This is a genomic window from Staphylococcus sp. M0911, assembly GCF_003491325.1.
Taxonomy (GTDB): Bacteria; Bacillota; Bacilli; order Staphylococcales; family Staphylococcaceae; genus Staphylococcus; species Staphylococcus warneri_A.
The window spans coordinates 110898-135607 of record NZ_CP022881.1 but is presented as its reverse complement, the minus strand read 5'-3'; the positions used below and the strand labels follow the sequence as shown (position 1 = coordinate 135607).

Annotated in this window: 23 protein-coding genes; 10 read left to right on the top strand and 13 right to left on the bottom strand. The window is 31.9% G+C overall.

Annotated features, from left to right (window positions below; all coding sequences use genetic code 11):
• Window positions 1-5: 5 nt before the first annotated feature.
• The 3 genes from gtfA (at window position 6) to ssp1_RS00605 (ending at window position 3279) form a co-directional block, all read left to right on the top strand.
• A complete protein-coding gene (gtfA, locus tag ssp1_RS00615; protein WP_075777784.1) occupies window positions 6-1523 on the top strand; it encodes an accessory Sec system glycosyltransferase GtfA in 1518 nt (505 codons plus the stop codon).
• Entirely contained in the window at window positions 1516-2856 is a 1341-nt protein-coding gene (gene gtfB, locus ssp1_RS00610) for an accessory Sec system glycosylation chaperone GtfB (RefSeq protein WP_075777783.1), read from the top strand. Before gtfA ends, gtfB begins: the two co-directional genes overlap by 8 nt.
• A gap of 177 nt (window positions 2857-3033) precedes the next feature.
• On the top strand, window positions 3034-3279 hold the full coding sequence (locus ssp1_RS00605) for a DUF3923 family protein (RefSeq protein WP_075777782.1): 246 nt from the start codon (window positions 3034-3036) through the stop codon (window positions 3277-3279).
• Between the two features lie 139 nt (window positions 3280-3418).
• Here ssp1_RS00605 and ssp1_RS00600 read toward each other — a convergent pair whose 3' ends face one another.
• From ssp1_RS00600 to ssp1_RS00575, 6 genes are all read right to left on the bottom strand, one after another.
• Window positions 3419-4570 (bottom strand): MFS transporter, encoded by a 1152-nt coding sequence (locus ssp1_RS00600; protein WP_075777781.1) that lies wholly within the window; start codon window positions 4568-4570, stop codon window positions 3419-3421.
• A gap of 3 nt (window positions 4571-4573) precedes the next feature.
• A complete protein-coding gene (locus ssp1_RS00595; protein ID WP_075777780.1) occupies window positions 4574-5215 on the bottom strand; it encodes an HAD family hydrolase in 642 nt (213 codons plus the stop codon).
• A gap of 25 nt (window positions 5216-5240) precedes the next feature.
• A complete protein-coding gene (locus ssp1_RS00590; RefSeq protein WP_240328905.1) occupies window positions 5241-6185 on the bottom strand; it encodes a YqcI/YcgG family protein in 945 nt (314 codons plus the stop codon).
• A 345-nt stretch (window positions 6186-6530) separates the two neighbouring features.
• Complete coding sequence (locus tag ssp1_RS00585) at window positions 6531-7061, bottom strand: GNAT family N-acetyltransferase (RefSeq protein ID WP_075777779.1); 531 nt, start codon at window positions 7059-7061, stop codon at window positions 6531-6533.
• Between the two features lie 86 nt (window positions 7062-7147).
• Window positions 7148-8599, bottom strand: coding sequence for a SulP family inorganic anion transporter (locus ssp1_RS00580; RefSeq protein ID WP_075777778.1), 1452 nt, complete (start codon window positions 8597-8599; stop codon window positions 7148-7150).
• 386 nt (window positions 8600-8985) lie between these two features.
• Window positions 8986-9462 (bottom strand): arginine repressor, encoded by a 477-nt coding sequence (locus ssp1_RS00575; protein WP_050969492.1) that lies wholly within the window; start codon window positions 9460-9462, stop codon window positions 8986-8988.
• 436 nt (window positions 9463-9898) lie between these two features.
• On the opposite strand from ssp1_RS00575, the gene arcA reads away from it, so the two are divergent.
• The 5 genes from arcA (at window position 9899) to ssp1_RS00550 (ending at window position 15428) form a co-directional block, all read left to right on the top strand.
• On the top strand, window positions 9899-11134 hold the full coding sequence (gene arcA, locus ssp1_RS00570) for an arginine deiminase (protein ID WP_075777777.1): 1236 nt from the start codon (window positions 9899-9901) through the stop codon (window positions 11132-11134).
• A gap of 54 nt (window positions 11135-11188) precedes the next feature.
• Window positions 11189-12196 (top strand): ornithine carbamoyltransferase, encoded by a 1008-nt coding sequence (argF, locus tag ssp1_RS00565; protein WP_023374348.1) that lies wholly within the window; start codon window positions 11189-11191, stop codon window positions 12194-12196.
• A gap of 110 nt (window positions 12197-12306) precedes the next feature.
• A complete protein-coding gene (gene arcD, locus ssp1_RS00560; RefSeq protein WP_075777776.1) occupies window positions 12307-13737 on the top strand; it encodes an arginine-ornithine antiporter in 1431 nt (476 codons plus the stop codon).
• 16 nt (window positions 13738-13753) lie between these two features.
• Entirely contained in the window at window positions 13754-14695 is a 942-nt protein-coding gene (gene arcC, locus ssp1_RS00555) for a carbamate kinase (protein WP_002466994.1), read from the top strand.
• Window positions 14696-14714: 19 nt separating this feature from the next.
• A complete protein-coding gene (locus ssp1_RS00550) occupies window positions 14715-15428 on the top strand; it encodes a Crp/Fnr family transcriptional regulator (RefSeq protein WP_002466992.1) in 714 nt (237 codons plus the stop codon).
• A gap of 288 nt (window positions 15429-15716) precedes the next feature.
• On the opposite strand, the gene ssp1_RS00545 is transcribed toward ssp1_RS00550, so the two are convergent.
• Together ssp1_RS00545 and ssp1_RS00540 are read right to left on the bottom strand one after the other, a co-directional pair.
• Window positions 15717-17531: a 3-hydroxyacyl-CoA dehydrogenase gene (locus tag ssp1_RS00545; RefSeq protein WP_075777775.1), complete on the bottom strand. Its 1815-nt coding sequence runs from the start codon at window positions 17529-17531 to the stop codon at window positions 15717-15719.
• Between the two features lie 685 nt (window positions 17532-18216).
• Window positions 18217-18747, bottom strand: a complete 531-nt coding sequence (locus tag ssp1_RS00540; protein ID WP_075777773.1) for a hypothetical protein — start codon at window positions 18745-18747, stop codon at window positions 18217-18219.
• Window positions 18748-19025: 278 nt separating this feature from the next.
• On the opposite strand from ssp1_RS00540, the gene ssp1_RS00535 reads away from it, so the two are divergent.
• Both ssp1_RS00535 and ssp1_RS00530 read left to right on the top strand, forming a co-directional pair.
• Window positions 19026-19487 carry a hypothetical protein gene (locus ssp1_RS00535; protein WP_075777772.1) on the top strand — a complete coding sequence of 154 codons (462 nt, stop codon included), beginning with the start codon at window positions 19026-19028 and terminating at the stop codon, window positions 19485-19487.
• A gap of 269 nt (window positions 19488-19756) precedes the next feature.
• Window positions 19757-20323: an LPXTG cell wall anchor domain-containing protein gene (locus ssp1_RS00530; protein ID WP_107535888.1), complete on the top strand. Its 567-nt coding sequence runs from the start codon at window positions 19757-19759 to the stop codon at window positions 20321-20323.
• A 54-nt stretch (window positions 20324-20377) separates the two neighbouring features.
• On the opposite strand, the gene ssp1_RS00525 is transcribed toward ssp1_RS00530, so the two are convergent.
• The 5 genes from ssp1_RS00525 to yidC all read right to left on the bottom strand — a co-directional run bounded on the left by ssp1_RS00525 (window position 20378) and on the right by yidC (window position 24462).
• On the bottom strand, window positions 20378-20653 hold the full coding sequence (locus tag ssp1_RS00525) for a hypothetical protein (RefSeq protein ID WP_075777771.1): 276 nt from the start codon (window positions 20651-20653) through the stop codon (window positions 20378-20380).
• On the bottom strand, window positions 20650-21456 hold the full coding sequence (locus tag ssp1_RS11950; protein WP_075777770.1) for a hypothetical protein: 807 nt from the start codon (window positions 21454-21456) through the stop codon (window positions 20650-20652). Before ssp1_RS11950 ends, ssp1_RS00525 begins: the two co-directional genes overlap by 4 nt.
• Before the next feature lie 334 nt (window positions 21457-21790).
• Window positions 21791-22096 (bottom strand): SdpI family protein, encoded by a 306-nt coding sequence (locus tag ssp1_RS00515; protein WP_240328891.1) that lies wholly within the window; start codon window positions 22094-22096, stop codon window positions 21791-21793.
• A gap of 76 nt (window positions 22097-22172) precedes the next feature.
• Window positions 22173-22781 (bottom strand): stage II sporulation protein M, encoded by a 609-nt coding sequence (locus tag ssp1_RS00510; RefSeq protein ID WP_075777768.1) that lies wholly within the window; start codon window positions 22779-22781, stop codon window positions 22173-22175.
• 844 nt (window positions 22782-23625) lie between these two features.
• Window positions 23626-24462 (bottom strand): membrane protein insertase YidC, encoded by an 837-nt coding sequence (gene yidC, locus ssp1_RS00500; protein ID WP_049415466.1) that lies wholly within the window; start codon window positions 24460-24462, stop codon window positions 23626-23628.
• Between the last annotated feature and the right edge of the window lie 248 nt (window positions 24463-24710).

Sequence of the window (24710 nt, the reverse complement as noted above, 5' to 3'; positions counted from 1 at the left end):
TATTTATGACAATTTATAACATCAACTTTGGCATTGGTTGGGCAAGTAGTGGCGTAGAATATGCACAAAGTTATCGCGCACAAATGCTACGACATTTAAAAGAAGATGCAAAGTTCATATTTTTAGACTTTATTGCGTCAGAAAATATACAAACCTTAACAGCTAACTTGGGGTTTCATGATAATGAAATTATTTGGTTATATCAATACTTTACAGATATCCCAATAGCACCAACTACATATACCATTGATCAACTTAAACTTGATGTCGGAAATACAGTGACACGAACTGAAGTCGATCAACAAGGCAAGGTACAACGTCTTTATTTAGACCATCAACCTCAAACATTTGTAACCTGTTATATGAAAAATGCCGACCAACCCTATGTTGACCGTGCTGAATTTGTCGTTAATGGTATGTTAATTCGCAAAGATTTCTATAGCTATGTTCGTGTCTTCTCTGAATATTACGCACCTTATGACAACTATGCCAAATTGTATATGCGTCAGTTCTACAATGAAAATGGCTCTATAGCCTATCAAGAAATCATAGATGGCGATGCGCATTCCTATGTATTTAACGACGCACGTTTTAATAGTAAAGAAGCCTTTGTTGCTTACTTTATTCAGCAATTACATTTAACACATAACGACATTGTCATATTAGATCGTGCCACTGATATCGGCCAAGCAGTTCTGCAAAATAAAGGCCAAAGTCATGTCGGTGTTGTGGTACATGCAGAACATTATAGTGACAATATCACAGATGGTACGCACATTTTATGGAACAATTATTATGAATATCAGTTTAATCACGCACCATATATTGATTTCTATATTGTGGCTACCGATTTACAAAATCAAATTCTGTCACAACAATTTGCGCAATATACAAAATTTCAACCACGTATTAGAACGATACCCGTGGGCAGTCTCGACCAATTAACAATGCCAAGTGTAGAAAGACAACCTTATTCTATCCTAACCGCTTCACGCTTAGCGTCTGAGAAACACGTCGATTGGATCGCACTTGCAGTTATTAAAGCCAAACAAGCCGTACCACAGCTATCATTTGATATTTACGGACACGGCCCAGAAAAAGATAAAATTCAACAAATCATTAGTGACTATCATGCCGAAGACTACATTCACTTACAAGGTCACGTCAATCTTGATGAAATTTACACACAATATGAATTATTTGTATCAGCATCACAAAGTGAAGGCTTTGGCTTAACACTTATGGAAGCAGTAGGTTCTGGCTTAGGTATGATTGGTTTCAATGTGAACTATGGGAACCCCACTTTCATCTCAGATGGTCAAAACGGTTACTTATTAGATAAACCGACTAAGGAAGAATCTATCGAGGAGATTACAGATCGTATGGCTGATAAAATAGTTCGATACTTTAACAATGGACCTACATCTCCTCAACAAGTTTCATATGATATTGCTACACCATTTAAGACAACAGAAATGATTAACAAATGGCAGAATTTAGTCGACGAGGTGCTCTATGATTAATTTATTTGAATATTATAATCAACCGACTCAGTTATTACATCAAACACTTGAACAAGCAGATTATCATAACTTCACCATTTGTATTGAAGATGATGGTTTCTTACCAGATGAAGTGACGTCCCCTTATCAATTCTTTGCGGCTAATCTATTACATGATGACGATCAACCTAAATTCTTTAATGCTGTTGACGTCCCACCATTTTGGGAAATTAGTGGCGATGGACAATCAGCTCAAATTAAAGATATGGGACATATTAAAGGCGAAATACGTTACCGCCCGCATTATAAAACGCGCATAGTTAGTCATGTGCGTTGGTTCGACGATAAAGGTCGTTTACGTTCTGAAGATCATTATTCAAAACATGGCTTTAAATTTGCTGAAACGATTTATGACTTAGCTGGAAAAGCTATATTAAAGAAATATGTAACCCGAGAAGGTAAAGAAGTGATATATGAAAACTATGTCACAGGGGATTATGTATTAGACTGGCAAGGACAATCCTATTTCTTCCCTTCTAAAGTGGTGTTTATAACCTTCTATCTTCAACAAATTCAAGTGGATTTATCTGAGATCATTATTAATTCTTTATCAACACCGTTCTTAGTCTTACATCATATGAATACAGAAGGTAAAGGCTTATTATTCTGGCAAGAAAGTAGTAATGGTCATGTCCCAGGAAATATGTGTTCATTACTAGATGGCACATTACAACGTCAATTCTCTGTGATGATACCTGATTACAGAGAATATCATACTGTGGTGGCACAACTTAATTCTGAACAAGCATCGCATGTTTATCAAGCCGGTTATCTGTATGACTTTGATAAATCAAATCAATATTCAAACCATGCACTCATCCTGACAAACTCAGATGAAATACCGCAACTTGAACATATTATAGTGGCGCACCCTAATATGCAATTCCATATCGCTGCATTAACTGAAATGTCGTCCAAACTCATGGCGTACGATCAACATCAACACGTACATTTATATCCAGCAGCAACAAAAGATATATTTGCGGAACTATACCAACGCTGTGATATTTACCTCGACATTAATCAAGGCAACGAAATTGAAAATGCAGTAGCACGTGCATTTCATCATCAACACATTATCTTAGCGTGGGATGAGGTTGCACATCAGCGTCCATTTACTGCACCAGAAAACACATTTACATTAGAACAATTGAACCAGTTAAACCAAGTGTTACACGATATCACTACTAACCATCAACAGTTCAACTTACATCGTACTTACCAAGCTAGACACGCTAACCAACTCACAATTGATACATTCGTCAGTGTAATGCAACAAGCACTGTATGAATAACCGCTTATTAAGAGACATTCACTTAATGATAAAAGTAAAATCTATTGTATTGACTTAAAATTCAAATATCCAAAAATCCCCCTACTAATAAAATAGTAAGGGGGGCTTATGAAATATCATTTCAGAAAATTAACTTAGTTATGTTAATCTAAAAGTAACTAAGTTGAGGTGAATAAAATGAAAATTTCATGGATTTCTTGGTGGATAATGAGTATTCTAGAAATTATAACTTTCATCTTTTTCGCGTTTATGGTGTGGAATAGAAATGTAGATGCAGCTAGCGTAACACAAACAACCGAACTAAAGTTAGTTAATCTAGGTGTGTTAGGATTTGCTTTTTTAATTCCGTTTATAGTGCAAATAGCATGGTTAATCGCTAATATTGTAATTTCAAAAAAGCAAAAGAATCAAGCATTACATTAAAATTTAGTTTTATACATTCAAAACAAAAAGCAATTTCTATCCCCTTCGAATAGAAATTGCTTTTTTATATGAATACGTATTTAAATTATTTTGATGAATGAGATTAAAACAGTGAAGCTCCATTTATGATCTTTAATATTTATTTCATATACTCTGAGCGAACCACCATTTTTAAAATTAATGATGAACAAACTGCTAATATGATTGAAATCATTAAAGATAAATTAAAATGATAATCTATATAATATAATATTCCCCCTATAAATGAACCTAATCCTATTCCTAAATTTAATACTGAGATATCATAACTTAATATTTGACTCGGGTCTCCTCGTAAAAATTTAAGTAATGCATATTGAACTGTTGGATTTGTTCCCCAATGAAATAAATTCCATATAAATACACATAAAGTAAGAATTAAAACATTTCCACCGGCGAACCAAATGAATATAATAGCGATTGTGTATACCCCAATAATTATATTTCCAGCTATATTGTATCCTTTTTTCTCCGACAAACTATTACCTAATTTTGATCCTAGTACACCTGCAATACCTGAAAGGAATAAACATAAACTTACAATAAAGATACTATGACCGTTGCTTTTTACTAAAGGCTCGATATATGTAAACAATATACTATTAGAAACCATCATTAATAGTAAAAAAACAAGTATCAATATGATACCTTTATAATTAATTACTTTATATTCAGTATTATTAACACTTTGATCTTCGGTTTTATGAGGTATAAAATACAATACACCTAATAAACATAAAAAAGTTATAATTGCGATTAAATAAAATGGAAGTTTCCAATTATACTGAGAAGCTATTAGCGTACCTAATGGTATACCTAATATGTTTGCAGCACTAAATCCAACATATATATTAGCAATTACAGAAGCTTTGTATTCTTCTGGAACAATGTTGGCACCTGTTGCCATTAACTTTACTGTTATTAATGAAGCGACACCTGCTAATACAATTCTAACTAAACACAACAAAATGTAATTTCTAATTATCATAGTCATTAAAGTTAACAGAATAAAAATAATCAAACCATACACTAAGATGTTTTTATCATTTATATTTTTTGTGAGTTTCGTTAAGATAGGACTTAATATCGAAAAAGCAATAGCATATAAAGTGACCAATTGACCTATCAAAGCTTTACTTACATGAAATTCCTTACTCATTTCACCTAACATACCAACGACTATCAAATCTGATACACCTACGATAAACATTGTTAAAAATCCAATAATTGTTATTCTTTTACTGATGGCCATATACTATTCCTCAAAATCTAGTTGGTGAACATTTGTAATAATGAATGTAGGATTTTCACGTTTTAATTCTTCAACATCATGGCTTCCCCAAGTTACAGCACAAGAATCTATATTAGCATTATTAGCCATTTTTATATCGAAAACTGCATCACCTATATATATCGTTTGATTACGATGCAAGTTATATTTATTTAATATATATAATAGTCCATCGGGGGAAGGTTTATAGTTTTCAACCTTGTCCGAACCTATAACTTCTAAAAAGAAATGTTCAAATTTCAATTTTTTTAGATTTCGTTTTAATACATCTGTTTTTTTACTAGATACTACAAACAACTTATATTTTTCATGGAGCTCTGCGAGTTGTTCTGTCATTCCGTCAAAAATATTCAAATATAATGTTTCTGTTTCTTTATAATATCTTCTAAATAACTCCATTAATTGATTCAATTCATTTTCAGTTAAACTTTTTTCACTCATTAAATCAAAGGATTTTTCTATAGGTATCCCCATATAATATTCAATTTGCGTGTCACTAGGTATATGTAAACCAAATTCTGAAAATGCTTTTTTGGTTGCTATCGAACTACTTTTTTTTGAATCAGCAATTGTTCCATCGAAGTCAAATATTATATTTTTATACAAAACATTTACTCCTTTCAAATTTATATTAGTTATAAATAGCGTTATCTTTGATGAATCTTAATGCCAATAAATCATTCATATAATCTATATCAAAAACATTGTACTCTGAAGCTATATTCTTATTAAAGGTTGCTATTTGAATATTACTATTATATAACTCTACTAAATCTGAGGAATTAGTAACTAGTAGATTGTTTTCATTTATGTCATGTTCTTCTTTACAGTTTGAGTATCGTTTAATTTTTTCGTTTCCATAAAGGCATTCAAAATGCTTAACTTGAGGTCCATTTTCACTAATAATTGATTCATCTAATATTATTTTTTGTGGTCTAAATGCTTGAAATTTCCATGGTTCATAAGATTTTTCCGAATTGGTATCCCCTATAAAATAAGATAATTTAGCTGGTGGAAATTTTCCTGAACCAATAACAGGTCCTAAACCAGAATGTACGGGACAACCATCATATTTCTCTGCTAATTTTCTAACATTTTTTTGTGCTTTAGCTTTAGTTTCCATATTGTAATTAAAATATTCATCTGATTTACTAAGAGTTTGCATTGCTAATGTTATAAAAGTACCTAAATTTCTTGATTTTCTGTGTTTATAACTATTAGAACTAAAATTAATGAACCATAATTCATTTTTAAAGCGATACACATAACCATCGTCTAAAGGATTATTATCAATATTATCCTTTTTATATCCATACTTATTTTTCATTGATGAAAGAAGTTGCCAAACCATAAACTGCTTTGCATGTATACTCATATTGCCAATTGGTTCAAAATATACTAACAATCCAGAAATGCCCCTATCTTTTTTAGGCATCTTTTTTAATTCATTTAAATAAAGATCTATATCTTTAGATAATTCTTCAGGACTATATGGATAATTTAATGCAGAATAAAAGTGAACTTCCTTTTTATGTCCTTGTACGCCAAATACACATGGAAATCCTTTCGATTCTATAACTTCTTTTAGATTGTTTAATTTCTCGATTCAACCACTCGTAACGATTTTCTATTCTTCCAATGCGGCTTTGAGAAACGAACATTTAAACACTCCTTTAAAATATTGTTCGCCTATATTGTAACTAAAAACCTGGAATTTTTAAATAATCTCTTATAATTTTTTAATATAATTATAATTTCTATTGAAATCACAGTATTAGCCAAAAAATCAGTTAGATAAAAAAAGACTCCCGTTACATGAAGTTAACAGGAGTCAAATTATAGTTTCTATGATCATATATTTATTCTTTTATATACCAATCTACATTATGTTTTTTACATACCATTATCAATCTCAACCTCATCATTCAAAAAATGCGTTTGGATATTGGATGATACCTGAAGCATGATTTAAAGCACTATCTTTTAATTCAATTGCCATCAATAACTCATCTGGTACTTCAAAAGGTGCTTGTATGCCCCAATGAGATGCTTTTTTGAAACCAAATTTCGGATAATATGCTTCGTACCCCATAACGATGACTGATTCAAAATCAATGATTTCTGCAATGGTTAAAGCTTGTTGTATTAATTTTTGACCTACACCTTTATTTTGATATTCGGGTAAAACAGAAATAGGTGCTAATGATAAAGATTCTACTTTCTTATCCTCAGTATCAATCAAAATTTTAGATAATAATATATGTCCTATGATTTTATCTTCATTTACAGCGACTAATGATAAATCTGGAACAAATGCCTCTGACTTTCGTAATTTCGCAACCAATGTGTGCTCACTTTGATCACTATATGATTCATTCTCAAAAGCCTTTTTCACTACTTCTTCAGTTTGCAGGTAATCTTCTTTTTGCTCTTGTCTGATGATGAATTTCATCCTATTCACCCCTCATCATAGTTAGTGCGCTGATATTTTACACAATTACCGTCATGAGTTCCTCTATATTTTACAGCTAGTGTCGATTAAATCAACTGGTTATGATTAATCTGACTTAGCTCGGAAATAATCTTTCTACTATCTGAATTTAACTTTTTCACATAGACGGTATTATGATTGGCTTCGAATTTCTGTACGATGGTATCAATCGCATTCACTGCTGAATCATCCCATAAATGTGCATGGTTGAAGTCTAATTCAATGACTGAATGGTCCACATTAAAGTCAATTTGGTTCATCATGGAATCAATAGATACAAAGAAAATTTGACCTTCAAAGTATACATGTAACGTCTCATCAAACGTCTCTGTTGTCACATTCACGTTAGAAATCTTAGTCGCGAAGAAGAGTGCACTAAATACGACACCTACGATAACACCAATGGCTAGATTATGTGTCATCAATACAATAATAACTGTTAGAATCATCACAAAGGCATCCGTTTTTGGAGCATTTTTAATATATTTAAAGGAATGCCAGTCTACTGTTCCAATAGATACCATGACCATAATTCCCGCTAAAATAGGCATTGGAATTTGCACTACTAAATCCCCTAATACAATAATCATAAATATGAGTACTACACCTGCAGTTAATGTCGATAATCGACTTGTCGCACCTGATTTCACATTAATGACAGATTGTCCGATCATCGCACAACCACCCATACCACCGAAGAATCCTGTAATGATATTTGCGATACCTTGTCCACGAGATTCCTTATTTTTACTACTATAAGTATTTGTAAATTCGTCTACAATTTTAGCAGTGAGTAAGCTTTCTACTAACCCTACAATCGCCATTGAAACTGAAAATGGTAAGATGATTTGTAATGTCTCCAGTGTGTAAGGTACTTGTGGAATAATGAAATGAGGCAATGCCTGTTTAATCGTACCTAAATCACCAACAGTATGCACATTGGCACCTGTAAACATATATAATGCTGTTAATAAAATAATCGCAATTAATGGTGCAGGAATTGCTTTAAAGAATCTAGGTACAATATATACGATTAATAAAGTAATAATGACATAAATGTAAGTCGCAATGGATATATTAAAAATATGCTCAATTTGAGATAGAAAGATCATAATACCTAATGCATTAACGAAACCAATCATTACGGATTGTGGAATGAACTTCATCAGTCTTCCTACTTTTAAAATACCTAAGACAAGTTGAATCAATCCCATTAAAATCGTCGCTGCAAATAAATATTCCACGCCATGTTCCTTCACGAGTGGTGTCACAACAAGTGCAACTGCACCTGTAGCACCTGAAATCATTGCCGGTCGTCCACCAACAATCGCTGTCACTGTCGCTATGATAAACGCCGCATATAAACCAATCATCGGGTCCACCCCCGCTATGATTGAAAAGGCAATCGCTTCTGGAATTAAAGCAAGTGCCACTACAATACCTGCTAGTATATTTTTCATTGGTTGATTAAACCACTGAACTTTCCAATTATCTACCATGACATCCGCTCCTTTTCATACTATTTAAATTCAATATTGATAAAGCGTACATTACGCCCCTGACGTCTGTAACATATGTATATACTTGCACTTTGCATACATATGCCATCACCACTTTTTTAGCAATAAAATAGAGCGAGTAAGAAACCATTGTGTCATTCAACTTGGTTTCATCACTCGCCCATGAAGGTGGCTATCTTATCATCTCATTAGAATTGTTATTTATTGACTATCCTACGTGCCACTCACTATATGACATATATCAATTGAATCGCGTTTTATTTGTCGAATTGAAACCTTACGCATTATAACATCAAGCTCGCTTCAATGGCAAAATTCATTTTGATACTTGTCATCGACTTTTAATATACATCACGTCACATGAATCATGACTTTAGTTCTTCTTGATACGTCTGTCCAAATAATTGATAATGTACAAATTCAGTAACATCAGCTGAACTAACTAATATCAATATCGTGTCATTACCGCCAACTGTTCCTAATACCTCATTTAAATTGAGCTGATCGATATAAAAGTTCACACTTTGCGCAAATCCTGGCGATGTTTTAACAATAAGGTAGTGATCTTTAATTGTGACCTTTTCGATCTCATCATTGTAAAAGGCTATGAGTTTCGTTTTCGCTTCGCTTTGAGCATTATCATTAAACTTTCGGTAACATCGATCATTATTGGCGGTAGGCATTTTATATATTTTAAGTTCATTTAAATCTCTACTAATCGTTGCCACACTATATTTGATACCAAAATGTTTATCAAGATAGTCCACAATTTCGGCTTTTGAACGTATGTCATTATCTTTCACAATTGTCGATATTAAATCCAATCGTTTACTTTTTCTCATATTTATTTACTCCTTTATCTGCATATTTCACAAAATACAGACAAACTTCATCACAAATACCATATCAAATTTCCTTCATACAATATGTGAAGTATTTCTCATTTATAACAATTTTTATAAAAAGTTTTATATTGATGTATAAAAATCTTCTTAAAATATAGATAGATTTAACATTTATAGTTAATTAATCATGCATGACTATCCATACATTCAATCGAATAAAAAATCATATTATATTAATTATTTATTATCGTATTAACTTAATATACATGTAATTATAGGTTTTATGCGTTTATATTGCATAATCTATCATCAAATTGCATTGAATAAATATTTTATATGAGATATTCGACATTATCATTGTGAAAAGATTCTCAATCTCTATGTTGAAAGCGCTTTATACTCTAGATGTATTAAATCAAAGGAGGAAATAACAATGGAAAAAGGACCTATCCACGTAAACAGTGAAATCGGCAAATTAAAAACGGTATTACTTAAACGACCAGGTAAAGAATTAGAAAATTTAGTACCTGATCATCTAAGTGGATTGCTATTTGACGATATTCCTTATTTGAAAGTTGCTCAAGAAGAGCATGACCATTTCGCTCAAGTACTTAGAGATGAAGGTGTCGAGGTTGTTTATTTAGAACACCTAGCTGCAGAAGCCATTGCAGATGCCTCTGTTCGCGAACAATTTATCGATGACATTTTAAAAGAATCTCAAAAGACTGTCCTCGGTCATGAAAAAGAAATTAAAGAACTGTTCGCGACATTAAATGACCAAGAACTGGTAGAAAAAATTATGGCTGGTGTACGTAAAGAAGAAATTCAATTAGAAACGAATCACCTCGTAGAATATATGGATGACCGCTATCCATTCTATCTCGATCCAATGCCAAACCTTTACTTCACTAGAGATCCTCAAGCATCTGTAGGTAGAGGAATGACTATCAACCGTATGTATTGGCGTGCCCGTCGTCGTGAATCAATCTTCATGACATATATTTTGAAATATCACCCAAGATTCAAAAACGACGATGTCCCAGTTTGGTTAGATCGAAATTCACCATTCAATATTGAGGGTGGCGATGAATTAATTCTATCTAAAGATGTACTTGCAGTTGGTATTTCTGAACGTACCTCTGCACAAGCTATCGAACGCTTAGCAAGACAAATTTTATTCGATGATCAATCTACATTTACTAAAGTACTTGCCATCGAAATTCCAAACAGCCGTACATTTATGCATTTAGATACAGTATTTACCATGATTGACTACGACAAATTTACAATGCATGCTGCGATTTTCAAAGAAGAAGATAACATGAACATCTTCACCATTGAAAAAGATGAACAAGGTCAAGACATTAAAATTACGCACTCAAACAAATTAAAAGAAACATTAGAAGAGGCGCTTAACATCGACAATATTGAATTTATCCCAACAGGTAATGGTGACGTTATCGATGGTGCCCGTGAACAATGGAATGACGGTTCTAACACATTGACTATCCGTCCAGGGGTTGTCGTAACTTACGACCGAAACTATGTATCTAACCAATTATTACGTGATAAAGGCATTAAAGTTATTGAAATTACAGGTAGTGAATTAGTCCGTGGTCGTGGGGGCCCAAGATGTATGAGCCAACCATTATATAGAGAAGATATTTAATTCAGTACACACATGTACTTTACTAATACATTTTAAAGAAATGAGGAATGAATCATGTCAGAAATTCAACAACCACTTAACTTAAAAGGTAGACATTTATTAAAAGAAGATGACTTTACGAAAAAAGAATTTAGCGATTTAATCGATTTCGCTATTACTTTAAAAGATTATAAACAAAAAGGGATTCCACATCGTTATTTAGATCATAAAAATATCGCCCTATTATTTGAAAAGAATTCTACACGTACACGTGCAGCCTTTACTGTTGCCTCTATTGATTTAGGTGCACATCCTGAATTCTTAGGAAAAAATGATATCCAATTAGGTAAAAAAGAATCTGTTGAAGACACAGCTAAAGTACTAGGAAGAATGTTTGATGGTATCGAATTCCGCGGTTTCTCACAAGAGATGGTTGAAGACTTAGCTAAATATTCAGGTGTACCTGTATGGAATGGTTTAACCGACGCATGGCATCCAACACAAATGTTAGCTGACTACATGACAGTTAAAGAAAACTTTGGTCATTTAGATGGCATCAAACTTACTTATGTAGGTGACGGACGTAACAATGTGGCTAACTCACTACTTGTGGCTGGACCAATGCTTGGTGTAGACGTAACAATTTGTTCTCCTAAAGCACTCTTCCCATCTCAAGACTATGTTGATATTGCAGAAAGACGTGCCAAACAAGACGGTGGTTCAATCACAATTACAGATAATATTGACGAAGGTGTTAAAGATGCCGATGTTATCTACACTGACGTGTGGGTATCTATGGGTGAAGAAAGTGAATTTGAATCACGTATTAAATTATTAAAAGACTATCAAGTTAATAGAGCTATGTTCGATAAAACTGGTAAAGATAGCACGATTTTCTTACATTGTTTACCAGCCTTCCATGATACGAATACAACATATGGTCAACAAATCAAAGATGACTATGGTTTATCTGAAATGGAAGTCACTGACGAGATATTTAGAAGCAAACATTCTAAAGTATTCGATCAAGCAGAAAACCGTATGCATACGATTAAAGCTGTGATGGCAGCTACGCTAGGATAGTTTGCAATTAAAAAGAAGACGCAGGTTTGGTTACGATACCCTCATATCACTGAGCTCCTATATATGAATCACAACTGAACCTGCTTATTTATTCAAAGGAGACATGACATATGAGTGAATCAGATGGAAATAAATTAAGTAAAACCTCCTTGATTGGCCTCGTCATTGGTTCAATGATTGGTGGCGGTGCATTTAACATTATTTCTGATATGGGTAATCAAGCTGGTGGTTTAGCCATCATTATCGGTTGGATTATCACAGCAATTGGTATGATTTCCCTAGCCTTTGTCTTTCAGAACTTAACGAATGAAAGACAAGACTTAGATGGTGGTATCTATAGCTATGCACAAGCCGGGTTCGGTGATTTTATTGGATTTTCAAGTGCTTGGGGTTATTGGTTTGCAGCCTTCCTAGGCAACGTGGCCTATGCCACATTATTAATGTCAGCAGTCGGTAACTTCTTCCCAATCTTCAAAGGTGGAAATACCTTACCAAGTATTATCGTTGCTTCTATCCTTTTATGGGGCGTACATTACCTCATCTTAAAAGGTGTAGAAACAGCTGCGTTTATTAATAGTATCGTTACTGTTGCTAAACTCATCCCTATCTTACTTGTCATCGTATGTATGATTGCTGCGTTTAACTTTGAGACCTTTAAAGCTGGTTTATACGGTATGACAAGTGGCGATACTGGCATATTCAGTTGGGGTGATACATTAGGCCAAGTGAAAAGTACAATGCTTGTAACGGTCTGGGTATTTACAGGTATTGAAGGTGCGGTTGTCTTTTCAAGCCGTGCTAAAAGTAAAAAAGACGTCGGTACTGCAACTGTGATCGGTCTTATCTCTGTATTAGTCATCTATTTCTTAATGACTGTTCTCGCACAAGGTGTCATTCAACAGAATCATATTTCAGAACTATCTAACCCATCTATGGCTGCAGTCTTAGAACATATTGTAGGACATTGGGGTTCAGTACTAGTCAACATTGGTTTAATCATTTCAGTATTAGGTGCTTGGTTAGGATGGACACTACTCGCAGGTGAATTACCCTTCGTTGTTGCGAAAGATGGCCTATTCCCTAAATGGTTTGCAAAAGAAAATAAAAATAAAGCACCTGTCAATTCATTATTAATTACGAATATATTAGTACAAATCTTTTTAATCAGTATGTTATTCACAGAGAGTGCATATCAATTCGCCTTTTCACTCGCATCCAGTGCGATCCTTATCCCATATATGTTCAGTGCTTTCTATCAAGTTAAATACACTTACTTAACGAAGGAACGCGCAACAACGAAACAATGGGTTATTGGTATTATCTCGTCTGTTTACGCGATTTGGCTCGTTTATGCAGCGGGTATAGATTACTTACTATTAACTATGTTGCTCTATATCCCAGGCTTATTCGTTTACCAAACCGTCCAAAAAAACAACCGGAAACCTTTAAGCAAGGTTGACTATATCTTCTTTGTATTAATCACAATTCTAGCAATCATTGGCATTTTCAGATTAATCACTGGTGCCGTAAATGTATTCTAATTAAGGAGTGAACGATATGGATAACAAAATCGTCATCGCGTTAGGCGGTAATGCCATACAAACTGATGATGGCTCAGCTGACGCACAAAGAAAAGCAATACGTTCGACAATGCAAGCACTCAAACCTTTATTTGATACTGATGCAGACATCGTTATCTCTCATGGTAACGGTCCACAAATTGGTACGATGTTGATCCAACAAGCTAAGGCAGATAGTCCACAAACCCCTGCCATGCCGCTTGATGTTTGTGGTTCCATGACCCAAGGTATGATAGGATTCTGGATAGAGACGGAAGTCAACAGAGTACTTGCTGAAATTAAGAGCCCAAGACGCGCAGGTACAGTAATTACTCGTGTTGAGGTCGACGAACATGACCCCCGTATGTCTAACCCTACTAAACCGATTGGACCATTTTACACTAAAGAAGAAGCTGAGCAATTACAGCAAGCCAATCCAGAATCAACTTATAAGGAAGATGCTGGACGTGGTTACCGTAAAGTGGTACCTTCACCTTTGCCAGTGTCTATTTTAGAGCATCAACTCATTAGTACATTAGTAGAGAATCAAAATATCATCATTGCATGTGGTGGCGGCGGCATACCAGTTATTAAGCGCAACGACACATATGAAGGTGTCGAAGCTGTAATAGATAAAGACTTTGCCAGTGAACGCTTAGCACAACTCATCGACGCTAATACTTTAATGATATTAACGAACGTAGAGCATGTATATATCAACTATAACGAGCCTAATCAAGAGGCATTAACAAACGTTGACGTTGCAACGTTAAAACAATATGCCAAAGATGGTAAATTTGCCGAGGGTTCTATGCTTCCTAAAATCGAAGCTGCCATTGATTTTGTTGAAAGTGGTGAAGGCCGACGCGCGATTATCACTAATTTAGATAATGCATATGAAGCATTCAAAGGACATGTTGGCACACAAATCGAGCATTAATCACTAAGGTGGTGACTTTATGACAAACAACCAATCACGAGGCATTGCAATCGATAATTCAATAATCACAAATCATAGTGATCAGTGTCTTGAACGACTTGCCCAATTGATTCACATCCCTTCTGTTGCTTTACAACCTTACAAAAATGAATGTATCGTTAGACAATATAACAAAGGACAAGTCATTTACTATTCTTCTGACGAATTAACACATATTTACTATTTGATCGATGGTTATATATTAAGAGAACAATTTAGTATGAATGGTGATGTATACCGCATCTTAAACAAGGATGATAAATTATTCCCCATGCATAATCTCTTCCAAGAGAAGACAACGAATGAAATGTGTACAGCCATTACAGACTGTATCATGATTGCCGTTCCCATTGATCTTATTGAATATCTATGTAGAAACAATGACAAAGTGTTTATTAGAATTTACCAATTGTTATGTAACAATCAGAAACAACAAATTGAATATCATATGGCACTCAGTTCTAAAAGTGCAAAAGAACGCGTGATTAAAATATTAATTTATTTATGTCACATGATTGGTTATGATAACGATGAATTTTATGAAATCAAATCATTTTTAACGATTCAAATGATTAGTGATCTTGCAAGTATTTCACGTGAAACAACTGGCCATATTATTCAAGAATTGAAAGAGCAAAATATTTTGCTTAAGCACCATAAAAACTGGATTATCAGTAAACAAATTTTAGCGTAATCATTTTATCCCATAAACTCATATTCACCCCATCCCATGGTTAATCAGCATATGAAGACCTCCTTTTATTAACGTGACATGGTGATTAACCGACTAAAGCTCGACAAAGATCAATGTAGCGATCGCTGTCGAGCTTTTTTGATACGCTTAATCAATAGCAAAAACCCCTTTACTACGGCGGATAGTAAAGGGGTTTGGGGAAATGATTTATATGTCATCTATTGAATGATTTTAATTATTAAAGGGAACTGTCACTAATGAATCTTTACATCTACTATTGCAGAATGCTTATTTTAAGAAATCTGGTTCTAAATATGGTGCACCGTTTGAGTAGTCATAGAAACCTTTACCTACACCACGGCCTAATTCACCTTTATCGATTTTACTTTGTAATAAATCAACGACTTTACCATCGATTTCATCGTTAGATTCTTGGTAAATAGCATTTAAAATGTGATACATCGTATTTAATCCAATGATATCTACAATAGCTAATGGACCATGAACCGCATGGAATCCGATCATCCATGTTTTATCAATTGTTTCAACATTTGCAATGTCTTTAACTAATAATTTAAGTCCAGCATGTAGTAATGGAATTAATAACGTATTTAAGATATATCCTGGTTGTTCTTTGTGAATTGGAATTACTACTAAGTGAATATCACGTGCAAATGCTAAGATTTTATTAAATGTGTCTTCTGTTGTTTTGCTTGCAACCATGACTTCACCAGTGTTTTTAAGCCATACACCATTTGAGAAGTGTAATGCCGCGAATTTTTCTGGACGACCAGTTAAATCTTCAAAGTCACTTGGTCTTAATGTAGAAGAGTTTGTAACGATATACGCATCTTCATTTAAGACTTCGCTTAATTGTTTATAGAAGTCTTTTTTAATATCAGTATTTTCTGGTACAACTTCAATAACTAAATCTGCATCTTTAGTTGCTTCAGCTAAATCAGTGTAATAACTGATATTTGATTCGAATTTGTCTACAGTAGCGTCATCCACATTCATATCTGATTTGTAATCTTGTTTAATTTGTTTTATACGACCTTTAGCAGCTTCAATCGCATCATCACTAATATCATAAAGTGACACGTTAAAGTCACCAGATGCAGTTTGGAATGCGATTTGACTACCTAAGACACCGCCACCTGCGACAGTAATATTTTTAAATCCGTGTGTTAAATCTTTGATTTCTTTTGGATTATCGAAGAAGTCTTTGCTCTTGAATTCAGGGTTTGGATAATTGTAGAAACCTTTACCTACAGATTTACCAAGACGACCTTCTTCTACCATACCTTCTAAGAATCTAAGGTAGTTTTTAGCCCATTCTGGTGAATTTTCATCCATTTTTGATTTTCTGATATTTAAATGTGTCGCGATACCAACGATATCATTCATACCAAATGGTCCATGTTCATCGTTTGTCGCTTTCATCCATGTTTTATCGATCATTTTATAATCTGCAACTTCGTTACCAAGTAAGTAACCTGCTTGTGTTACTAAAGGTACAAGTAATGAATTTAAGATATAACCTGGTTGTTCTTTGTGGATTGGAAGTGGTACCATACCGATTGCTTTCGCAAAGTCTAAGACTTCATTAAAGATTTCATCTGAAGTATCTTCCGTACGCATCACTTCACCTGTATTACGTAGCCAAATTTCATTAGCAAAATGTAATGCCAAGAATTTTTCTGGTCTACCTGTAACATCTTTAAATTGACTTGGCGCAAATGTTGAAGAATTTGTTGCGAAAATTGTTTTTTCAGGTGCACTTTCACCTAATTGTTTATAGAAATCTGTTTTAATTGAAACAACTTCTGGAATGGCTTCAATAACAATGTCAGCATCTTTTGCTGCATCAGGAATACTAGTACTAAATTGGATTGATTGATACGCTTGTTCTACTTTCTCTTCAGTCGTATCTAAATCATCTAAATAACGTCCTTTTAAGATATTCAAACGCTCTTTGACTTTTTCTAAAGCCTCATCATTAATATCATATAACGTTACGTTAAATCCGTGGAATGCACTTTGGAAAGCGATTTGGCTTCCTAGTACACCGCCACCTGCGACTACTACGTTTTTAAAATTCATCTCTTATGCCCCCATAATTCATATTGCTTACAATTCAAGTATACGCTTAAAATTTATTTATTTGAACTGAATGCCTTTGGATAATATATAAATAATTGAATGGAATTTGCAAAGTTATATAAGCGTATGTATATGGATGAAGCATTAGGGTGAGAATGAGTCATTGAGGAGTTATCAGAAGATAGATTTGGATAAGTACAACTTGAACATGTGTATCATCTTTTCCGTAGTTGAATAAAAAAAGCTCCCTTCAATATAGTGATGATTATGAGTAAGTTGAAGAGGGTGTTGTGAGACGAAATATTTGTACAATATAATTAGCTATAAAAATGCGACCGATTGTGACTTCGATTAAATCATTGTTTTACGTCAAACATAAGTTTAATAACTATCACTTTTTAGTTTTAACGGTAACTCCTATAATTATTAATAAGTAATTAATAAAAAAGATTATATAAATCAACCTATTTCCAATGTTACTTGCTATGACCTGATCAGTCGATATTAATATTACATTTATAATAATTAATACGATGATGATCGACATATATACTTTATTTTTAATAAGGATAGGATCAAACCTCCCTGTAATCTATTATGAAGTTAAAACTTATGATACACATCTCTTTTCGCTTTTTACCAAGTTGCTTCATTCATTTTAATGTGAAGGATATAAAATTATATTTTAAGATTGATGTTTATCAACCATTTGTTCAAAATGAAATTTAATTTTTTGTACAGTTTGTTGTTGTTCCATTTTCACTGCAGCAATTCTATAAGTCCCATCATATGTTTTAATTTTCGTTACTGCATCTGGCATAAATATGGTTGCTTGACCTGGATAACTTACATAGATAGCTTTTTTTACATCTTTATAATAGCCAATATATTTCTGATTACCTACATGTAATTCATATTGATCCCAACCTAATTGAATTAAGGTAATCTCCCTCATAAAAATCTGATTATGTAGATACTTAAAAAGTATGGCAGGTATAAAAAATCCTACAATACAACCTAAAATATTTATAAAAACTAGATCCACTAGAAATGCTAGATTAATAATTATCACCATCACTACCATTGCTAGGTAAATAAAAATGATACCAACTATCACCGGTAATATTAAAAATTTGTTATATTTCAAACGTTCATGATCAACAACCACTTGCTTACCACTTATAGTCCCTTGATAAATAGCATTCTTTATTTGCATATAAGTCCCCCATTTTAAACAGCTACAGATAATTTGAATATATATGTAATGATAAATTTAAATCCGAAATGTCTTCATTAAAATTATACAATTATTTCGTTTTTATATAAATGATATATTTAAATATCTTAGATGCGATTTCTTTATAAAATCAAAAATCCCAAGAGCCTTTATTGTTAGAAAGTTATATCTTTCAAATAATAAATTTTTCCATTTACTAAAACACTCTATTTATTTATTATTATATTTAACACAACTAAAATCAAAGGAGATTACTTATGTATCACATATTAAGGGGTATAATCATACTTTTATCAATGACCTTCCTAGTTTCATGTAGTATAGATAATAAAGATAAATCTCATACTACACATAAAACTTCAGAAGAAAATAAAAAGAAAACAGCTTCCAAAAAAGCAAACACTGAGAATAAAAAAACCTCAAGCAACAGTGAAAATATCAATTCAAATACATCTCAAAACCAACAAGTACAAAACAATCAGCCAGTACAACAAAATCCTCAACAAGCACAAACAAATACAAATCCAACTCAAGATAAGCAACTGCAAGATATAGAAAATTATGAAGCTTATTTAAGAAGTAAAGATAATATGACCGAATCTGACTTTAAGAAATATAATGAGCTAGTTGGAGATAGACAACTACCTGGTGATATAGCACAACGCATTGGTCATAATGGCGTCTCATCTGATGATTTAGCAACAGAAAATGACGAATAAAATACATTAGAGAAAAGCTGAATTTAGCTTTTGTCTTTAAATTTTAATTTAAGGTTTGTCTCCTATAGATAAGGCGACAAACTTTTTTATTTTGTTTTAATATAATGATCAAAACCAAAAAATCAAATAAATATAGAATCAAATTAAACTCAATATTTTTATATAGCTTAGACATTTACAAAATATTTAAAATTATCATTTTTTTATTTAGTGGTCTGTGTTAGAATTTAGTTGTAATTTTCAAAATATTTATAGATGGGGGATTTTTTATGAAAACAACTAAAATTTTAGGGGCAACAACATTAGCAGGTGCATTATTATTTACAGGAGTAAGTTCACATAATGCAAGTGCTGCTGAATCATCAGTAAATGCAAATAACGCTCAATCAGTAGCTACTCAAGTTTGGAAAGAAGATGGTTATAAGCCTGAACGTGTTAATTTCCAAAAAGCCGAAGATAAAGGGGACTATTATTTACTAGGTTATAATAATAAGTCAGGTGTAGGCGACGGTGCTGTTAGAGTATATAAAGATGGCACTGTAGAAACAGGAGAAGGTGTTTTAGCAACAGCTGATGACGGTAAATTTTATAAGAATGGTAAATATCAATTTGATAATTCAAACAATAATGAACAAGGTCAACAACAAGCAACTGATAACACAGTAACTACTCAAAATAATAACCAACAACAAGCAGTTCAAAATAATGCCACACAAGCATCAGAACTACCAGCTACTGGTGAAACAACAAACAATGGTCTAGTAGCATCAATTGCTACGGTATTATTAGCTATTGGTTCATTACTTACTTTCAAACGTTTTTCAAAAGAAAAATAGTTCTAATAATATGCAAAAAGAGTACAATTTTGTACTCTTTTTGTATATATTGATTTAATATTTACTTCTAGGATTATGAGGATTCATATCAGCTAATTCATCATGTATAGCTTTTTGATTTCTTTGTACTTTTTCATAACCTCTGTTGATATCATTAGTCAACTTCTCGATGTTATTGTTTGACTGTTGTATCCCTACATTAAGTTCATTTAATAACCTTTGTTGTTGCTGACCTTGATGATTGATTGCTTGAATAGTTGCTTTTTGATTGTTACTCATACTATTTAATGTATTTTGAATATCATTGATATGAGATTTCAATTCATTCATATTTTTTGATCTCTATATACATTGATGATTTCTTTCCAACTGTCACCAAATCCAGCATTTAAAATTGCAAATAATGTAGATAAAATATCTAGACTTCTAAACTCAGATGGAAGATATGTTTCTAATTTTTGCGCTTCATTCTCAAAATGGGTATAAATCGATTGATAATCATTCCTTATTTTACTATCAAACCTTTTATGTTCAGATAAAATATATTGCTTGTCACTTTCAAACTGTGCCTCACACCTAGCAATCTCTCTATTAAAGTAATCTTGATCTAGCGCTCTTGCTACAGTCCATTCTCTATATTTAGCTTTGTATATTCTTCTTTCAATAAATCCACCAACAAAACTTAATATCAAATCTACCATTTTATAAGTAACAAAACATAAAATAGTAGCCAGGATTTTTGAAATAAAAAAGAGATTAAGAAATACTATTACTGCAATGATTACTGATAACACCTTACAAATGATATTGATAGGTTTTACAATCGAATCCCTACGCTGCTTATATTTAGCATCAATTTTATCAGTCTCAGGCGTATAATATTTTAATGTTTCTTGCCTTTCATTGTATTCACTGGTAATAGTCTCTATTTTTCTATTTTTCTTATCATTATTATTTTTCAATAATTTATTATATTGTGCTTGTCCTTGATTAATAGTATTTCTTATATTATATAACATTAAAAAGTATGATTCTAATTCATCACTATTCATATTTCGCAAGACTTTATTATCGGGTACGCTTTTGTATTTACTTTTGAAACTATCTACACTTTGGATACTCAAATTTTTCATTAAACCCCCACTTTTTTACTATTTAAAGTGCAACTTATACAAATATGATGAGTTAAGTCGCTTAAACTAAATATTAAATTTTTAACCTTCTCTATATATTTATGCATTTTAACTAGACATTAAGATGTATTATATACATCTTAATGGACACCATACGTCCGTCATTTAAAATAATTTTTAAGTATTCTACCTTTAAATCTCATAGTTACTATTTTCAAGTTCCTTGCCCTCATTTTGTCGTCTATTTCACATATAATGATTTTTCATACCTATATTAATATTACATTTATGTATACTTAAAATTTCATCATCTACCTTCATAATATTTTTCCATTTATAGTTTTCTATTCACACTCCAATGGAGTACACCTAATAATATAAAAATAATTCCTGTCTGTATTAATATAGACCCCATTAATTGGTCTTCTAATTTCAATATAATCAATGCTATATCACATATTACGAAAACAATTGAAAATATGGCACTATATTTAAATATACTCTTGTTGTACTGAATAAATAAAAATTGTGCTTTAAGCCATATTTCATCATTTTTCATTGATTTTTTTGATCTAAAACCATACCATCGATTTCTTTCTTTTGGATAGGTTTTACTATATAAAATACCTACCACAATCATAAAAAGGCTCATAGGAAAGAGTAACAAGTATATCTCCTCTATTCGTAAAAATTTCAAATAAACATCATCATTTAGTTTATATCAATATACTATATATCCATTCAGTGAAGTAAGTTTCTAAAAAAGCTGCAATAATATATAAAGGTAGCGCAATTAAGATATATGTTTTAATTAATTGAATTAACGCTTGTTTAAATGAAACATTTTGTTTTTTCTCTTTTCTAAACAAATTGCTGATTTTTCTAACAATTGCTTGATTTAATTTAAATAAACTACTGACAACAAAGCACATCGCAAATATTTCAACAACGATATGTGGAATTGATGATAAAATCACTATCGAACCTTTATGAAAGTCAAAGTTGATTACGAATCCAAACATGATTCCGGTAATTGTACTTGTAAAAATTAAATTTACGCAATATAAAAATGGAATAGGAATTAAAGAGAGTATTAGCATTTGTAAAGGGACTCTAAAACCATTATTTATGATGAATTCCCATACTTTATTTAAACCAGTAGCTTTATCTAAGCTAGATGGTATTTGGTCTCCGATACTTTTAAAAGTATCAAGAGATGGACTAAATATACTAGATAAAATAAAGCTTATAATCAAAATAATCATCGAAAATACAAACCATTTCATAGTCCTTTGAACATACTGCTTATCACTTATATTTAACATAACCTTCTCCTTTAACTATTAATGAAAATTCATGGAAAATACAAAGAAATTTGCCAAATCTACTATGATTAATTTCAGTCTAACATTAGAATATCAATAAATACAAAAATACTTTTATTCAAAAATTAATGACTATATAAGTAAACTTAAAATAATTAAATAGAAGAAAGGAGAAAAATTAAATGAAAAAGTCTTGGTTTATTTATGTTAGTATTTTGTCAATTTTACCTATGGAATATATAGGAATGATAATAGATTATCAATTTCAAAATATATTAGGTTATATCCCATTAGTAATCGTTTCTATATTATTAGTATTAAACATTAAAAATTATGTTCTAGTATTTTTATTCAGAACATTAGGAATAGTAATTTCTCTATTTTATACGCATATCTTTATGAATTTATAACAATCAGCATCCTATTTTAAACCTTTTTATGCATAGTGATAAGTTGCCTAGATTTTATTGAATGCGATTTCAACATCTTTTCTCTTATTCTCTAAATTCAATTGTTCTAATTCTAATAATTCTTCCAATCCCTTACTATAATCATATAGTTTACCGTCTTGTTGGTTAAACCTATGCCTTTCACTCTTCTCAATATCATTGACATCAAGTTTTCACTTGTTTTCTATTCCTAATATTTTATGCTTTCATAATTCTTTTGTCATATAAATAACTACTTTCATTTCAATCACTTTATTTTTAGTTGCTAATGAATAAACTACTCTTTTCATAGAAAAAACACCTTCGCATGATTCATTTTAATATGAATTCAACGAAAGTGTTTTTTAGTTATTTCCCAAATTTTGGGTCATTGCAGAGTCCCTTTTTATTATTGATTATTTCTTCTTTTTAATTGTTTTTGCTTTCTGTGACTTTTTATCATTTTGTTTTTCAAATGATTTTACATACTCGTCTGCAATTTTTGAATAATATTGATTTGAAAAATACATTTGAATGATAAGGAATAATGCATTGATGGACCAATATAGTCCTAAAGCAGATGCTGATGTGAATGAAATATAAATAATAAATATAGGTGAAATTACCATCATCATATAGCCCATTTGTCTTTGTTCTTGGGGCATGTTACCTAAACTTACTAGAGATTGGATAAAATATAAAATACCCGCAATGAGTGTTATATAAATATCTGGATTGGATAAATCAAACCATAAAAAGTGAGGATATTGTGATAAATGATTATGTACTGGCCATTTTAATGATGCATATAGACCAAATAATATTGGCATTTGAATAAGCATAGGAAGACAACCTAACATGCTTTTCATTGGATTAATATGGTATTTTTTATATACATCCATCATCTCTTTATTAGCATCCATTTTTTCTTCTTGTGTGCGCGCACGTCGCACTTTTTCTTGAATAGGATCTAACTCTGGTTTAGCGATTTTCATTAGTTTTCTCATAAACTGGCCATTTTTAGTTTGTGATAACATAAATGGCAACATTATTAATCTAATCGCTAATACGATAATAATAATAGCTAGACCATAATTATGATTAAGATGTTCTCCCATCCAATTTAAAAATAAATCCATTGGTTTAGCAAAAGTATTATAGAAAAAGCCATTTCGATTCTCTGGTTTAGAATAGTTACAAGCTGATAAAAATACAGGTGCTAATAATACTAAAATCACATATTTTAGTTTCATTTTTATGTATCCTTTCAACAAAATAATTAAAAAAGCAACCATATAGGTTGCCTGTGAATATTACAATAAAGTGTAAAAAAATTACTAAAGTCATCTTACTAAAAAAAGAATTTAAATTAAAGTGAAAATATATAATTCTTACAAATTGACTTTACATAACTATTAATTAGTTTAATCATACTTAAATGGAGAACACCGACATCACAGTGCTTCTCCCCCTTTCACTAACTTCACTTAAACCCTTACCT

What these genes read in the sequence shown, in the direction of transcription:
- yidC (WP_049415466.1), bottom strand. Translation starts at nt 24,462, where the DNA reads ATGAAACTAAAATATGTGATTTTAGTATTATTAGCACCTGTATTTTTA.
- ssp1_RS00580 (WP_075777778.1), bottom strand. Translation starts at nt 8,599, where the DNA reads ATGGTAGATAATTGGAAAGTTCAGTGGTTTAATCAACCAATGAAAAAT.
- arcC (WP_002466994.1), top strand. Translation starts at nt 13,754, where the DNA reads ATGGATAACAAAATCGTCATCGCGTTAGGCGGTAATGCCATACAAACT.
- ssp1_RS00550 (WP_002466992.1), top strand. Translation starts at nt 14,715, where the DNA reads ATGACAAACAACCAATCACGAGGCATTGCAATCGATAATTCAATAATC.
- ssp1_RS00510 (WP_075777768.1), bottom strand. Translation starts at nt 22,781, where the DNA reads ATGTTAAATATAAGTGATAAGCAGTATGTTCAAAGGACTATGAAATGG.
- arcA (WP_075777777.1), top strand. Translation starts at nt 9,899, where the DNA reads ATGGAAAAAGGACCTATCCACGTAAACAGTGAAATCGGCAAATTAAAA.
- ssp1_RS00530 (WP_107535888.1), top strand. Translation starts at nt 19,757, where the DNA reads ATGAAAACAACTAAAATTTTAGGGGCAACAACATTAGCAGGTGCATTA.
- ssp1_RS00535 (WP_075777772.1), top strand. Translation starts at nt 19,026, where the DNA reads ATGTATCACATATTAAGGGGTATAATCATACTTTTATCAATGACCTTC.
- ssp1_RS00540 (WP_075777773.1), bottom strand. Translation starts at nt 18,747, where the DNA reads ATGCAAATAAAGAATGCTATTTATCAAGGGACTATAAGTGGTAAGCAA.
- ssp1_RS00585 (WP_075777779.1), bottom strand. Translation starts at nt 7,061, where the DNA reads ATGAAATTCATCATCAGACAAGAGCAAAAAGAAGATTACCTGCAAACT.
- ssp1_RS11950 (WP_075777770.1), bottom strand. Translation starts at nt 21,456, where the DNA reads ATGAAAAATTTGAGTATCCAAAGTGTAGATAGTTTCAAAAGTAAATAC.
- ssp1_RS00525 (WP_075777771.1), bottom strand. Translation starts at nt 20,653, where the DNA reads ATGAATGAATTGAAATCTCATATCAATGATATTCAAAATACATTAAAT.
- ssp1_RS00600 (WP_075777781.1), bottom strand. Translation starts at nt 4,570, where the DNA reads ATGGCCATCAGTAAAAGAATAACAATTATTGGATTTTTAACAATGTTT.
- ssp1_RS00545 (WP_075777775.1), bottom strand. Translation starts at nt 17,531, where the DNA reads ATGAATTTTAAAAACGTAGTAGTCGCAGGTGGCGGTGTACTAGGAAGC.
- ssp1_RS00575 (WP_050969492.1), bottom strand. Translation starts at nt 9,462, where the DNA reads ATGAGAAAAAGTAAACGATTGGATTTAATATCGACAATTGTGAAAGAT.
- ssp1_RS00515 (WP_240328891.1), bottom strand. Translation starts at nt 22,096, where the DNA reads ATGATTGTGGTAGGTATTTTATATAGTAAAACCTATCCAAAAGAAAGA.
- argF (WP_023374348.1), top strand. Translation starts at nt 11,189, where the DNA reads ATGTCAGAAATTCAACAACCACTTAACTTAAAAGGTAGACATTTATTA.
- arcD (WP_075777776.1), top strand. Translation starts at nt 12,307, where the DNA reads ATGAGTGAATCAGATGGAAATAAATTAAGTAAAACCTCCTTGATTGGC.
- ssp1_RS00605 (WP_075777782.1), top strand. Translation starts at nt 3,034, where the DNA reads ATGAAAATTTCATGGATTTCTTGGTGGATAATGAGTATTCTAGAAATT.
- gtfB (WP_075777783.1), top strand. Translation starts at nt 1,516, where the DNA reads ATGATTAATTTATTTGAATATTATAATCAACCGACTCAGTTATTACAT.
- gtfA (WP_075777784.1), top strand. Translation starts at nt 6, where the DNA reads ATGACAATTTATAACATCAACTTTGGCATTGGTTGGGCAAGTAGTGGC.